Here is a 13,329-nt window from a genome sequence, read left to right on the forward strand (position 1 = left end):
TTTCAACCGCTCAGTGCGTCAAAGAGACGCGCGCCGGACGAGCCAGCCGCGTTCGCGCAGGGCGGCGGTGAAGGCCGCGTACGACTCGTCGAGCGCCGCGCGTTCCGTTTCGTCAGGCTCGATGTCCCGGCCCGTACGGACCATCGCCGCGGCGCTCGCCGCGAGGTCGGGGTGGAGCGTCCCGGAGGCGGCGAGAAGCGCGGCACCGAAGGCGGTTTCGGCGTGGTCGGCGACGCGTAGGGGCATGCCGAGGACGGTGGCGCGGATGCGGGTCCACAGGGCGCTGCGGCTGCCGCCGCCCGCGGCCCATAGGGGTCCCTCGACGGGTACGCCCAACTCCCGCACGCGCTCGATGGCCAGGCGTTCCAGGAAGGCAACGCCCTCCAGCTCGGCGCGGTGGCGGTCGGCCTCGTCGGCCGGGGTGCCGAGGAGGAAGCCGCGGGCCTCGCCGCTGACGAAGGGGAAGCGCTCGCCCTCACGGCGCAGGGGGTAGGCGACCACGGACGCGGGTCCGCGGCCGGCCGCGGCGCGGTCGAGGGCGGGGAGTTGGCTGGCGGGGACGTGTGCGAGGGCTTCGCCGCCGGTGTTGGAGGCGCCGCCCGGCAGCCACCAGCCGTCGGGGTGACGATGGCTGTAGAGCGCGCCGGTCGGGTCGGTGACCAGCTCGCGGGTCACACCCTTGAGGACGTACGTGGTGCCGAGGACGCCCACGAACTGGCCCGGCCGGACCGCCCCGGTGGCGATCTGCCCGGCGCATCCGTCCGTCATCGCGAGCCGGACCGAGCAGCCGACCGGCAGCCCCGTCTCGTCCGCGGCGACCGCGCACACCGTACCCACCTCGGTGGCGGGCGCCTGTACGGGCGGCAGCCACTCGGGCGGTACGCCCAGCGCGTCCAGGACCTCGGCGGGCCATTCGCCGACGCGGGCGTCGTAGCCGCTCTTGAGGGCGTGGCTCCAGTCGGTGGCGACCGGGCCTCCAGTGAGCCGCCAGGCGATGAGGTCGGGGGTGTGGAGAAGGTGGCGGGTCCGCGCGCGGTCGGGGGTGTCCTCCCCCGCCAGCCACGCGATGCGGCCGAGGGCCGCCGTCGGGCCGACCGAGAGGCCGAGGGCCTGCCAGCGGGGGGCGCCGATGCGCTGGGCCTGGGCGTTGAGTTCGGCCGCTCGGCGGTCGTCGTACATCAGGGCGGGGCCGACCGGTTCACCCGCGCTGTCGGCCAGGACGACCGTGCCGGAGGTCGCCGACGTGGCGACGGCCACGACCTCCCGGCCGCCCGCCGGGAGCGCCGCGGTCGCCTGCCGCAGGGCGGTGGCGACGGCGGGCCACCAGGCTCGGGCGTCCTGCTCGCTGTGGCCGCCCGCGCCGCGACGCGGCGGAGGCAGCGGCTCGCGGGCCTCCGCGCGGACCTGTCCCCGCGCGTCGACGCAGACCACACGGACCGCCGCCGTGGCGATGTCGATGCCCGCCACGACCTCCTGGGAGGACGACGTTGTGCTCATAGGGGTCGGCTCCTTCGGTGCGCAGCGCGGCCGTACAACGGTGGGCCTTGGGGGCTCCCCGGCACGCCCAAGGCCCACCAGCCCCATATGCGAAGTGAAGTTAACACGGATGACGTTAAGAGTGCGCCCCCGTAGCCCGCGTCGCCCCCGTAGCCCGCGTCGCCCCCGTAGCCCCCGTCACCTTCGCCGACCTCACATCCGTACGCTCCCGCAGCTCCGCCAGCAGCCCCGCGTCCACGCCGTCGTCGACCACCAGATGGTCGAACTCGTCGACCGGGCACAGCCGGTGCAGGGCCGTGCGCCGGGTCTTCGACGCGTCCATGAGGAGCACTTTGCGGCTGCCGGCCGCGAGCATGGCGCGCTTCACGAGGACCACGTCCTGCTCCTGGTGGTAGGTGGTGTGCGCGTCCACCGCCGAAGTGGAGACCAGCACCATGTCCACCGACAGCGCCTCGATCGCCGCCACGCAGGGCACGCCGAGGAAGGAGTCATGGGTGTGCGAGTACTCCCCGCCCAGGCCGATCAGCCGGGTCTGCGGCACGCCGGCGAAGACCTCCTCCACGCGCCGGGCGTTGGTCACCACGGTCAGCGGGGCGGCGTCGACCAGGAGCCGGGCCAGGGCGAGGGCTGTCGTGGAGTCGTCCAGCATGATCGACATGCCGGGCTCGACCAGCTCCGCGGCGGCCACGGCCACCGCCTCCTTCTCGGCCCGGTTCACGCCCATCCGGTAGTCCAGGCTGGACTCGAAGACCGAGGACGGCAGCGCGGAGACCCCGCCCCGGAACTTGCGCACCACACCGAGCCTGGCCAGCTCGTCCAGGTCCCGGTGCACGGTCATCAGGCTGACGCCGGTCAGCTCGGCGAGCTCGGCCGCGGTGGCGGTGGAGTGCTCGAGCACGTACTCGGTGATGGTCTGCCTGCGTGCGGACTGGGAGCGGGGCGGGACGTCGGACGCGCCGGTCGTGGTCATGAGCCGGATTCTCCCCCACGGGTCGTCGGCACGTTCAGCGAACGCAGCGCCGTCCGCTCCCCCGCCACCTCGATCTCGCTCACCGCCGCGTTGTCCAGCCGTGGGAACACCTGCCGGTAGCGGCCGACGGGGATGCCCAGCAGCACGCACAGCGCCATCCGGAGCAGGGAGTTGTGCGCCACGACGAGCACCGTGCACCCCGGGTGCGCGGCGGCCAGGCCGCGCAGGGCGGCCGCGGCGCGGGCCGCCGCGGTGGCGGGCGGCTCCGAGCCGGGGAAGGCGCCCGCTTCCGCGTCCGCCCGGAAGGCCCGTACGGCCGCCGGGTCCTCCGCCTCCATCTCGGCGATGGTGCGGCCCTCGCCCCACCCGAAGTCGATCTCGCGCAGATCCTCGACGACCTCGGGGACGAGCCCGAGCGCGTCGGCTGCCGGGCGCGCGGTCAGCCGGGCCCGGCTCAGCGGGGAGCAGGCGACCGCGTGTACGTCGCGTCCGCTCACCCAATGGGCGAGCGCTTCCGCTTGCCGGAATCCTCGTTCCGTCAGGGCCACGTCGGAGATCCCCGCGTACCGGTTCTCCGCGTGCCACACCGTCTCGCCGTGGCGAACGAGCAGTAGACGAGCCGTCACAGGACGCTTCCTCTCCTCAGCCTGTATGACGCGCGGACCATTGCTTTGTCACGTCAACGATGTTAAATCTAGCGTCGCCTCTGTGATGGAACGCCGAAGAAAGGCCACCCATGCGCGTCCTCGCCGCCGGAGACCACTTCGTACGCCCCGACCTCATCATCGCCGCGCTCCGCGACGAGCCGGGGCTGGCGGACGTCGATGTCGCCGAGCTGACGCTGCCGTGGCCACACGAGCCGTTCGGCCCCGTGGGCGGCCCGGAGAGCCGGGTGATCGAGGCCAGTGGCACCGAGGAGCAGCTGATCGAGGCGCTGGCGGGGGCCGAGGTGTGCGTGACGCAGATGGCGCCGTTCACCGCCGGGGTCTTCGCCGCCCGCCCCGAGCTGCGCATGGTCGCGGTCTCCCGCGGCGGCCCGGTCAACGTCGACCTGCCCGCCGCCACCCGCGCGGGCGTCGCCGTCAGCTTCGCGCCCGGCCGTAACGCCACCGCCGCCGCCGAGTTCGCGATCGGCATGATGCTCGCCGCGATGCGCCGCATCCCGACCGCCGACGCCGAGCTGCGCGCGGGCCGCTGGCGCGGGGACTTCTACGCGTACGAGGAGGGCGGCATCGAGCTGGACGGCGCGACCGTCGGCCTGGTCGGCTACGGGGCCATCGGCCGGATCGTCGCCCGGGTGCTGCGCGCCTTCGGCGCCCGGGTGCTGATCGCCGACCCGTACACCGACCCCGAGACCGCCCGCGCGGACGGCGTCGAACCGGTCGAGCTGGACGAACTCCTCGCCGGCAGCTCCGTGGTGAGCCTGCACGCCCGCCTCACCCCCGAGACCAAGGGGCTCATCGACGCCGACCGGATCGCCCGGATGCGGCCCGGCGCGGTCCTGGTGAACACCGCGCGCGGCGGCCTGCTGGACTACGCGCCGCTGCCGGAGGCGCTGCGCACCGGCCGCCTCGCGGCCCTCGCCCTCGACGTGTACGACCTCGAACCCCCGCCCGCCGACTGGCCGCTGCACTCCGCGCCCAATGTCGTCACCACCCCGCACCTCGCCGGTGCCACCCGGCAGACCGCCCACCGCGCTGCCGCCATCACCGCCGCCGAGGTCGGCCGCTACGCGCGCGGCGAAAAGCTCGCCCACCCCGCGAACTAGCGCCATCATCAGCCCAGCCACTCCGCACACCGGCGCCCACCAGCACAGCCCCCGCCCCGCGAACCAACCCCCGCCCCGCAGTCCCGTCCCGCAGCCGATGCCCCCAAGGAGGGCCGTACGCATGAGCATCGTCCTCGGAGTCGACGTCGGCACCTCCGTCACCAAGGCCGTCGCCTTCGGCCGCGACGGCCGGTCCCTGGCCGCCGCGAGCCGCCCCAGCCGGCTCGACCGCCTGCCCGGCGGGCGGGTCGAGCAGGACCTGGAGGACGTGCTGCGCACGGTCGCCGAGGTGGTCCGCGAGGTGACCGCCGCCCTGGCCGCCAACGGCCTGGCGGCTCCGGTCGCGCTCGCGCTCACCGGGCAGGGCGACGGGCTGTGGCTGCGCGACGCGGCGGGCCGGGCGGTGCGCCCGCCGATCTCGTGGATGGACGGCCGGGCGAACGACACCGTGACCCGGTGGGGCGAGGACGGCACCATCCGCGAGCTCTACCGGCTCACCGGCTCCGGGGTGTTCCCCGGCTGCCACGCGCCGCTGCTGCGCTGGCTGGCCGACCACGAGCCGGAGGCGCTGGCGCGCGCGGAGGTCGCGGGCTACTGCGTGGACGCGGTGGCGCAGCGGCTCACCGGCGTCATCGGCGTGGACGCCTCGGACGCGTCCATGCCCTTCCTGGACGTGACCACGCGCGAGTATGTCCCCAAAGCCCTGGAAGCGTGTGGAATCGCCGAATACGCCCGGCTGTTGCCGCCACCCGCCGCGCCCGGCACCGTACGGCGGCTGGACGAGGCGGGCGCGAAGCTGCTCGGGCTGCCGGCCGGACTGCCCGTCACGGCGGGCCCGTACGACCTTCCGGCCTGCGCGATCGGCAGCGGGGTCGAGGAGGTGGGCGACGGCCTGCTGATCGTCGGCACCACGCTGGCCAGCCAAGTCCTCACCGACAGCGCGCGGATCGACCCGGCCGCCGACCCGGCGGGCATGTGGCTGTGCGTACCCGACCGGGACCGCTGGCTGCGCGGTATGCCCGCCATGGTGGGCACGGCGGCCCTGGAGTGGGTCCTGGAGTTCGCCGGGGCCACCACCGCCGACCTGGACGCGCTGCTCGCCGCGAGCCCGCCAGGGGCGCGCGGGGTGACCGCGCTGCCCTTCCTGTCCGACGCGGGCGAGCGGGCCCCGTTCGTGGAGCCCGCCGCGCGGGGCCGGTTGGACGGGCTGACCCTCGCCACGACACGCGCGGACGCCGTACGGGCCGTCTGCGAGGCCGTGGCGTACGCGGCCCGGCACTGCCTGGAGGCCGCGGGGCTGACGGCGAGCCTGGCGGCGTGCGGAGGCGGCACCCGATCCGCCGCCTGGACCCAGCTGTTCGCGGACGTCCTCGGCCGGCCGGTGCGCATCCCCGACGAGCCCGAGGTGGGCGCGCGCGGCGCGGTCGCGGTCGCCTGGCGGGCGCTCGGCGACCCGGTGGACGCGTCACAATGGCGAGCCGATTCGCGTACTGTCGTACCGGACGCGGACCGCGCCGAGGCATACGAGCGCGGCTACGCGGACTACCGGGCCAGGCTGGCCCGTACCCTCGCGGAGTGGCGGGCAACGACGCCCGCTTAGAGTTCGACCCGGAGTTCGACCCGGCGCCGCGCCGGACCCGATGACGAGCCCTTGCCGGGCCGTGTCAGGCTCGCGCCCGGCCGCCCGCGCCGGACCCTCGCCAGGACCGCCCCAGGGCCCGTGTCGGGCCCGCCTCAGGGCCCGCGTCAGGCCGGTCTCAGGCCCGCGCAAGGCCTGCCTCGGGCCCGTGTCCGGCTCGTGCCAAGTGCGCGTCAAGACCGCGCCAAGTCCGGCACTGAATAGCACATTCGTACGAAACACTCCACCTCGCGACACAACATGTGGGGGCGCGTGCGCTCGCCACCACAAGATGTATGCTCATGCTCGCTGTCGCCGCAGGGGAATCCGGTGGGAATCCGGAACTGTCCCGCAACGGTGTACGCGTACGCTTTTGCGTACCCGCAAGTCCGAGGACCTGCCGACAGCCGTCTCATACGTCCGGGCCTCGCGGGTTGGGCCGGTGGACGCTGCGCGGTATGCCGTCCGCTGTTTCGGCATGCCCGTACGCGCCCATCGCTCACCGCCCCGCAAGGCCCCTAGCCGAGCGAGGGAGAGCACTTCAGTGACCATCGCGCCAGCCGATCCGGTTTCAGAGGCAGCGGCTATTCAGGGAGCGGACGACGCGCCCGGGACCGCCCTGCTGCGGACCCTGACGGAGCTCACCGCCGACCTGCCCGCCACCGACCCCGGCAAGGTCGCGGCCGCCGCCCTGCGCGGCCGCCATCCCGGTTCGGACGAGGCGGAGTTGCGCACTCTCGCGACCGAAGCGGCGGCCGGGCTGATCGCCGAGGAGCCGGAGTACTCGAAGCTCGCCGCGCGGCTGCTGACCCTCGCCATCGCCGAGGAGGCGGCCGGGCAGGGCGCGGTCTCCTTCTCCGCCTCGGTGGCCGTGGGGCACCGCGAGGGCCTGATCGCGGACGGCACGGCCGAGTTCGTGACCGCCCACGCCGCCCGCCTGGACGCCCTGGTAGACAAGGCGCTGGCCGACGGCGCCGACGACCGCTTCGGCTACTTCGGGCTGCGCACGCTGCACAGCCGCTATCTGCTCCGCCACCCGATCACCCGCCAGGTGATCGAGACCCCGCAGCACTTCCTGCTGCGAGTGGCCTGCGGGCTGGCCGAGGACCACTCGGAGCGGGCGCTCGACGACGTCGCCGAGCTCTACCGGCTCACCAGCACGCTGTCCTACCTGCCCAGCTCCCCCACCCTGTTCAACTCCGGCACCCGGCACCCGCAGATGTCGTCCTGCTATCTGCTGGACTCGCCGCTGGACGAACTGGACTCGATCTACAACCGCTACCACCAGGTCGCGCGGCTCTCCAAGCACGCGGGCGGCATCGGCCTGTCGTACTCGCGCATCCGCGCCCGCGGTTCGCTGATCCGCGGCACCAACGGGCACTCCAACGGCATCGTGCCGTTCCTGCGCACGCTCGACGCCTCCGTCGCCGCCGTCAACCAGGGCGGCCGGCGCAAGGGCGCGGCCTGTGTGTACCTGGAGACCTGGCACGCGGACATCGAGGAGTTCCTGGAGCTGCGGGACAACACGGGCGAAGAGGCCCGCCGCACCCACAACCTCAACATCGCGCACTGGATCCCGGACGAGTTCATGCGCCGGGTCGAGGCCGACGCCGACTGGTCGCTGTTCTCGCCGGTCGACGCGCCCGCGCTGGTCGACCTGTGGGGCGAGGAGTTCGACGCCGCGTACCGGAAGGCCGAGGCGGAGGGTCTTGCCGTCAAGACCGTCCCGGCGCGCCAGCTGTACGCCCGGATGATGCGCACCCTCGCGCAGACCGGCAACGGCTGGATGACCTTCAAGGACGCCGCCAACCGCACCGCCAACCAGACCGCCGAGCCCGGCCGGGTCGTGCACTCCTCCAACCTGTGCACCGAGATCCTGGAGGTCACGGACGACGGCGAGACGGCCGTCTGCAACCTGGGGTCGGTCAACCTGGCCGCGCACCTGGGCGAGGACGGTCAGATGGACTGGGAGCGGCTGGACGCGACCGTCCGTACCGCCGTCACCTTCCTCGACCGTGTGGTGGACATCAACTTCTACCCCACCCAGGAAGCCGGGGCGTCCAACTCCCGCTGGCGGCCGGTGGGTCTGGGCCTGATGGGCCTCCAGGACGTCTTCTTCCGGCTGCGGCTGCCCTTCGACTCGCCCGAGGCGCAAGCGCTGTCCACCCGGATCTCCGAGCGCATCATGCTCGCGGCGTACGAGGCGTCCTGCGCGCTCGCCGAGCGCCACGGCCCGCACCCGGCCTGGTCCGCCACCCGCACCGCGCGCGGTGTGCTGCACCCGGACCACTACACGGACGCGGTGGCGACCTGGCCCGAGCGGTGGGCGGCGCTGCGCGAGCGGATGGCCAAGTCCGGCATGCGGAACTCGCTCCTCCTGGCCATCGCCCCGACCGCGACGATCGCCTCGATCGCGGGCGTGTACGAGTGCATCGAGCCGCAGGTCTCCAACCTCTTCAAGCGCGAAACGCTCAGCGGTGAGTTCCTTCAGGTCAACTCCTACCTGGTGAACGACCTGAAGAAGCTCGGCGTCTGGGACGCCCAGAGCCGCGAGGCGCTGCGCGAGTCCAACGGCTCGGTCCAGGACTTCTCCTGGGTGCCCGAGGACGTACGGCAGCTGTACCGGACCGCGTGGGAGGTCCCGCAGCGCGCCCTGATCGACATGGCCGCCGCCCGCACCCCGTACCTCGACCAGAGCCAGTCGCTGAACCTCTTCATGGCCTCGCCGACCATCGGCAAGCTCAGCTCGATGTACGCGTACGCCTGGAAGCGCGGCATCAAGACCACGTACTACCTGCGCTCGCGCCCGGCGACCCGGATCGCCCCCGCGGCGTCAGCCGCTCATGTCACCGTCGCGCGCGCGGCCGCCCCCGCCACGATCCCCGTACAGCAGGTGCCCGCCGACCCCGAGGTCATCGCCTGCTCCCTGGAAAACCCCGAGTCCTGCGAGGCCTGCCAGTGACCACCGCCCCCGAACGCGTCAAGAACCTCCTGGACCCCGGGTTCGAGCTGACCCTGCGGCCGATGCGGTACCCGGACTTCTACGACCGTTACCGCGACGCGATCAAGAACACCTGGACCGTGGAGGAGGTCGACCTCCACTCGGACGTCGCCGACCTCGCCAAGCTCTCCCCCGGCGAGCAGCACCTGATCGGCCGCCTGGTCGCCTTCTTCGCGACCGGCGACTCGATCGTCGCGAACAACCTGGTGCTCACCCTCTACAAGCACATCAACTCGCCCGAGGCGCGGCTGTATCTGTCCCGGCAGCTCTTCGAGGAGGCCGTGCACGTCCAGTTCTATCTGACGCTGCTGGACACCTACCTCCCCGACCCGGACGACCGGGCCGCCGCGTTCGCCGCGGTGGAGAACATCCCGTCCATCCGGGAGAAGGCGGAATTCTGCTTCCGCTGGATCGACTCGGTCGACAAGATCGACCGGCTGGAGACCAAGGCGGACCGCCGCCGCTTCCTCCTCAACCTGATCTGCTTCGCGGCGTGCATCGAGGGCCTGTTCTTCTACGGCGCCTTCGCCTACGTCTACTGGTTCCGCTCCCGCGGCCTGCTGCACGGCCTGGCGACGGGCACCAACTGGGTGTTCCGCGACGAGACCATGCATATGAACTTCGCGTTCCAGGTGGTGGACACGGTCCGCGAGGAGGAGCCCGAGCTCTTCGACGACGAACTCCAGCAGCAGGTCACCGACATGCTGCGGGAGGCCGTCGAGGCCGAGCTGCAGTTCGCCCGCGACCTGTGCGGCGACGGGCTGCCGGGTATGAACACCGAGTCGATGCGCCAGTACCTGGAATGCGTCGCCGACCAGCGGCTCGCCCGCCTGGGCTTCGCCCCGGTCTACGGCTCGGAGAACCCGTTCTCCTTTATGGAGCTGCAGAACGTCCAGGAGCTGACCAACTTCTTCGAGCGGCGCGCCTCCGCGTACCAGGTGGCGGTCGAGGGCTCGGTCTCCTTCGACGACGACTTCTGAGCCGTTTCTGATTCAAACCCGAAATGCGCACGCGGCGCCCCTGGGATCTCCCGGGGGCGCCGCGCCGTATGTACGCGCTGTCGGGTGTCAGTCGTTGGGCACCGTCTCGTAGCGCGGCGTGCCCTCCGCCATCTGCCGCAGCGCGTCCTTACGGTCGCGCTTGGAGAGGCGGTCGATGTAGAGACGGCCGTAGAGGTGGTCGGTCTCGTGCTGCAGGCAGCGGGCGAAGTAGCCGGTGCCCTGGACCGCGATCGGCTTGCCCTCGGCGTCCTGGCCGCGCACCACCGCGTAGTCGGGGCGGGCCAGCGAGGCGTACGCGGTGGGCACCGACAGACAGCCCTCATTGGAGTCGTCCAGGACGCGGCGGTCGGCCGGCAGCTCGTCCAGCACCGGATTGCAGACCACGCCGACGTGGCGGACGCCGTCGTCGTCCGGGCAGTCGTAGACGAAGACCTTCAGGCCCACGCCGATCTGGTTGGCGGCCAGGCCCACGCCCTCGGCCGCCTTCTGGCTGGCGAACATGTCGTCGATCAGCGCGGCGAGCTTGTCGTCGAACTCCGTGACGTCCTGGCACTCCTTGTGCAGCACCGGATTGCCGACGACCGTGATCGGACGGGCCGTGCCGCGCTCGCGGTACGCACGCTCGCGCTCCTCACAGTCCTCCGTGTCCACGATGAACTCGTCGTCCACCCGCTGCTCAGTCCCTTGCTGCGCCATCGTCCGCCGCACGCCTTCCTCAAAACCAGACTCGTCGCCCTACAGGGTAAGGCCCGCGCGGGATGGGCGGGTATGTCAGCAGACCTCTTCCAGGTCCCGCCACTCGCGGGTGTCCGGGCTGTCCGCGACCCAGCCGTCCAGCAGCCCGCGCACGAGCCCGCTCGGCGCGGCGATCCCGCACTCCCGCTCCGCCACCCACAGCGACCCCGAGCCCGCCATCCGGTGCCCCAGCGGGCCGGGCTGGCCGGGCTCGCTGTGGTCGTGCGGGTCCAGGTGCTCGCCCTCGCCCTCGTCGCTGGGCATCCGGCTCTCCGAACAGGAGCGGCACAGCAGCCGCACCGAGGACGACCAGTCCTCGGCGGCGAAGCCCGCGTCCGCCGCCAGCCGCTCCAGCGCGTCCCGGTCGGCCTCCGTCGCGGCCTCCAGCAGCACCACCCAGGTCGGCACCGGGGACGGCGCCCACAGCTCGATCTCGTCGAAGACCGGGTAGGCAGGGCCGGCGGAGGTGACGCGCTCGCCGTGCGGAACGCCGTCGTGCAGCACCACCTCGCCCCAGCGCCGCCCGGAGGACGGCAGCGGGATGGACAGCACCTCGATCCGGGCCGGGTCCAGGCGGCGGCCCCAGACGACCTCCGACTCGCCCTCCGGCGACAGCCGCACCGCCGCGCTGCCCAGCTCCATGCCCAACGGCTCACCGGACGCGGACGCCTCACCGGGCACCTTCAGGCCGTACGCCTGCCAGGCGCGGCGCGCCAGCGGCCAGTCCTGCAGGGCGGTCGCGGCGATCCCCACGTTCCACCAGTCAGGGGCGCCGGTCTCGCGGTCAAGCAGCGCGACCGCACGCAGCCCGGCCGCCCGCGCCTGCTCCCAGTCGTGCCGGAACTTGTGCAGCAGCGCCAGGTTGAACCAGGACTCCGACAGCCACGGCTCCAGGTCGGCGGCGCGGGTCAGCAACGCGCCCGCGTCCTCGTACCGGCCGTCTCCGATGAGCGTGAACGCGCGGTCCGTGGCCTGCCGCCATGACGCGGACGGCCGGTGCCGCACCTTGCCGAAGATCTTCACGATTCCCGCCTGCCGGTATCGAAGTAGTACCGCACCAGATGCCTTCGCGGACGGCCTGGCCCTCCCTCGACGACAACCTGCCACACATTCGCGGACATCTCAGCCCGGCCCCTCAACGTTCGGCCCGGGGACGATGCCCACCACTCCTCCTTGCCGCCGGCCATAGGCCCGACACCCCCTCTCTTCGCATCCAACCATGCCCCTCGGGGCAGCCGCTCATTACCCGCGAGTTCTCACTTCGGGTGACCACGGACCTCGTCGTGCACCAGGTCATGCGCCGGATCGTGCTCCGGGTCGTACTCGGGGTGGTGCTCCGGATCACGCTCCAGATCACGCTCTGGGTCGTACTCCGGGTCATACTCCGGGTCGTGCTCCGGCCGCGACACGACCGTGGCCAGGGCCTCCACCACCGCCGGGTCGAAGTCACGGGCCGTGCCCCGCCGCAACCGCTCCAGAGCCCCGGGCCCGACCGCGCCCCGGCCCTTCTGAGGGTTTCCCAGTGAGGTGCCCGAGGAACCTCCCACCAGTTCGGTGTAGGCGTTCACCGCCCGCACGATACGGGCCGGAAGCGGCTGTTCCCGATACGGGTCCGCCTGCCGCTCCACGATCTCCGCGACCTCGTCCGGCACTCCGGTCTGCCGTACGACAGCGCCGCCCAGCAGCGCTATCCGCCGCTGCTCGGCCTCCGGCAGCGGCTCGGTGGCCCCGGCCGGCACCGGGTCGAGCAGCGACAGCTGCCCGACGTCGTGCATCAGCGCCGCGTACTCCAGCACGGTCAGCGACGGAGCGGACAGCCGCAGCTCACGGCCGACGGCGCGGCTGAGGCCGGCGACCTGGCGGGCGTGGCCTGCGGGGGTGTAGCCCGCTGTCTCCGTCGTCCTCGCCAGCGAGGCGACGGTCTGGCGGCAGGTCGCCCGTATCCCGGCGCAGCGGCGGAAGGAGCACTGGACGAGCAGCAGCGGCACACAGAGCGCCGGCAGCACCCACAGCCCGGCCACGGCGACCGCCGGGGCCGTCACCGCCGCCGTCGCACAGACCGCGGCCCCGACGCCGGGCAGCGCGCGCAGCTCGTCGCGCAGCAGGGGCGCGTAGGGGCGGCCCGTACGCGCCCGGGCCAGCGCCGCGGCCAGGGCGGCGTCGCCGAGCGCGGCCAGCGCCAGGACGAGCAGCAAGGCCGCGACGAGGCACGGACCGTGACCGGGCCGGCCGAACCAGGAGGACAACCGGCCGGTGTGGTGAAGCGGTTGGCAGCAGATCGCGACGAAGGCGACGGTGAGCACCCGGCGCGCGGCGCGGTCGAGGTCGGCCCGACGTCCGAGGGCCGCGCGCACCACCAGGGCGAGGAGGGATGCCGCCCCGACGACGGCGACGGTCTGGAGGACGCCGTACGTCGTCGGCGCACCGTCCAGCGGTCCCAGCGCGGCATAGCCGAGGGCCGCCGCGGCAGCGACGGGCGCGGGCTCGCGCTCCCCGGCCTCCGGCTCGCCGGGCCGCCCGTGCGCCCCGGCCGCGCCCCTGTCCGCGCCCGCGCCCGCACGCACGGCCGGGCGCCCGTCCCACCGCAATGCCTCCCCCAGCGCGACCAGCGCCCCAAACGCAAGCGCCGCCCCCGACTGGCGCACGCCCACCCGCTGCGTCCATACGAGAGCGGCCACGACCAGCGCTCCCGCCGCCCCGTACACCGCGACAAAGGTGAACCCTCCCCGCCCTCTGGGC

At 73.1% G+C, this 13,329-nt stretch carries 10 protein-coding genes and 1 riboswitch; of the genes, 4 read left to right on the forward strand and 6 right to left on the reverse strand.

All coding sequences use genetic code 11. The features are described from left to right. Positions 1 to 18 precede the first annotated feature (18 nt). The 3 genes from ACH4U7_RS27095 to ACH4U7_RS27105 all read right to left on the reverse strand — a co-directional run bounded on the left by ACH4U7_RS27095 (position 19) and on the right by ACH4U7_RS27105 (position 3,093). Positions 19 to 1,497: an FGGY-family carbohydrate kinase gene (locus tag ACH4U7_RS27095; RefSeq protein WP_398530435.1), complete on the reverse strand. Its 1,479-nt coding sequence runs from the start codon at positions 1,495 to 1,497 to the stop codon at positions 19 to 21. 115 nt (positions 1,498 to 1,612) lie between these two features. Beyond that, the gene (locus tag ACH4U7_RS27100) at positions 1,613 to 2,467 is read right to left on the reverse strand and encodes a DeoR/GlpR family DNA-binding transcription regulator (RefSeq protein WP_398530436.1); all 855 of its coding nucleotides are present in this window, start codon (positions 2,465 to 2,467) and stop codon (positions 1,613 to 1,615) included. After that, positions 2,464 to 3,093 carry a histidine phosphatase family protein gene (locus ACH4U7_RS27105; RefSeq protein ID WP_398530437.1) on the reverse strand — a complete coding sequence of 210 codons (630 nt, stop codon included), beginning with the start codon at positions 3,091 to 3,093 and terminating at the stop codon, positions 2,464 to 2,466. Before ACH4U7_RS27105 ends, ACH4U7_RS27100 begins: the two co-directional genes overlap by 4 nt. A gap of 110 nt (positions 3,094 to 3,203) precedes the next feature. Between ACH4U7_RS27105 and ACH4U7_RS27110 the strand changes: the two genes are divergently transcribed. The 4 genes from ACH4U7_RS27110 (at position 3,204) to ACH4U7_RS27125 (ending at position 9,834) form a co-directional block, all read left to right on the forward strand. Next, positions 3,204 to 4,235 (forward strand): 2-hydroxyacid dehydrogenase, encoded by a 1,032-nt coding sequence (locus tag ACH4U7_RS27110; RefSeq protein WP_398530438.1) that lies wholly within the window; start codon positions 3,204 to 3,206, stop codon positions 4,233 to 4,235. A gap of 121 nt (positions 4,236 to 4,356) precedes the next feature. Next, positions 4,357 to 5,835, forward strand: coding sequence for an FGGY family carbohydrate kinase (locus tag ACH4U7_RS27115; protein ID WP_398530439.1), 1,479 nt, complete (start codon positions 4,357 to 4,359; stop codon positions 5,833 to 5,835). 307 nt (positions 5,836 to 6,142) lie between these two features. Beyond that, positions 6,143 to 6,273, forward strand: a riboswitch (cobalamin riboswitch). 124 nt (positions 6,274 to 6,397) lie between these two features. Continuing rightward, the gene (locus tag ACH4U7_RS27120) at positions 6,398 to 8,815 is read left to right on the forward strand and encodes a ribonucleoside-diphosphate reductase subunit alpha (RefSeq protein WP_398530440.1); all 2,418 of its coding nucleotides are present in this window, start codon (positions 6,398 to 6,400) and stop codon (positions 8,813 to 8,815) included. Positions 8,816 to 8,877: 62 nt separating this feature from the next. Next, positions 8,878 to 9,834 carry a ribonucleotide-diphosphate reductase subunit beta gene (locus ACH4U7_RS27125; RefSeq protein WP_398530662.1) on the forward strand — a complete coding sequence of 319 codons (957 nt, stop codon included), beginning with the start codon at positions 8,878 to 8,880 and terminating at the stop codon, positions 9,832 to 9,834. An 87-nt stretch (positions 9,835 to 9,921) separates the two neighbouring features. On the opposite strand, the gene def is transcribed toward ACH4U7_RS27125, so the two are convergent. The 3 genes from def to ACH4U7_RS27140 form a co-directional block, all read right to left on the reverse strand. After that, the gene (def, locus tag ACH4U7_RS27130) at positions 9,922 to 10,551 is read right to left on the reverse strand and encodes a peptide deformylase (protein WP_089504921.1); all 630 of its coding nucleotides are present in this window, start codon (positions 10,549 to 10,551) and stop codon (positions 9,922 to 9,924) included. A gap of 75 nt (positions 10,552 to 10,626) precedes the next feature. Beyond that, positions 10,627 to 11,613, reverse strand: coding sequence for a tetratricopeptide repeat domain-containing protein (locus tag ACH4U7_RS27135; protein ID WP_043486837.1), 987 nt, complete (start codon positions 11,611 to 11,613; stop codon positions 10,627 to 10,629). Positions 11,614 to 11,846: 233 nt separating this feature from the next. Then, positions 11,847 to 13,268, reverse strand: a complete 1,422-nt coding sequence (locus ACH4U7_RS27140) for an HD-GYP domain-containing protein (RefSeq protein WP_398530441.1) — start codon at positions 13,266 to 13,268, stop codon at positions 11,847 to 11,849. Between the last annotated feature and the right edge of the window lie 61 nt (positions 13,269 to 13,329).

The sequence above is a fragment of the Streptomyces sp. NPDC020845 genome (assembly GCF_044334165.1).
Lineage (GTDB): Bacteria > Actinomycetota > Actinomycetes > Streptomycetales > Streptomycetaceae > Streptomyces.

Coding starts and splice junctions, on each gene's coding strand:
- ACH4U7_RS27100 (WP_398530436.1), bottom strand. CDS start 2,467: ATGACCACGACCGGCGCGTCCGACGTCCCGCCCCGCTCCCAGTCCGCA.
- ACH4U7_RS27115 (WP_398530439.1), top strand. CDS start 4,357: ATGAGCATCGTCCTCGGAGTCGACGTCGGCACCTCCGTCACCAAGGCC.
- def (WP_089504921.1), bottom strand. CDS start 10,551: ATGGCGCAGCAAGGGACTGAGCAGCGGGTGGACGACGAGTTCATCGTG.
- ACH4U7_RS27125 (WP_398530662.1), top strand. CDS start 8,878: ATGCGGTACCCGGACTTCTACGACCGTTACCGCGACGCGATCAAGAAC.
- ACH4U7_RS27095 (WP_398530435.1), bottom strand. CDS start 1,497: ATGAGCACAACGTCGTCCTCCCAGGAGGTCGTGGCGGGCATCGACATC.
- ACH4U7_RS27110 (WP_398530438.1), top strand. CDS start 3,204: ATGCGCGTCCTCGCCGCCGGAGACCACTTCGTACGCCCCGACCTCATC.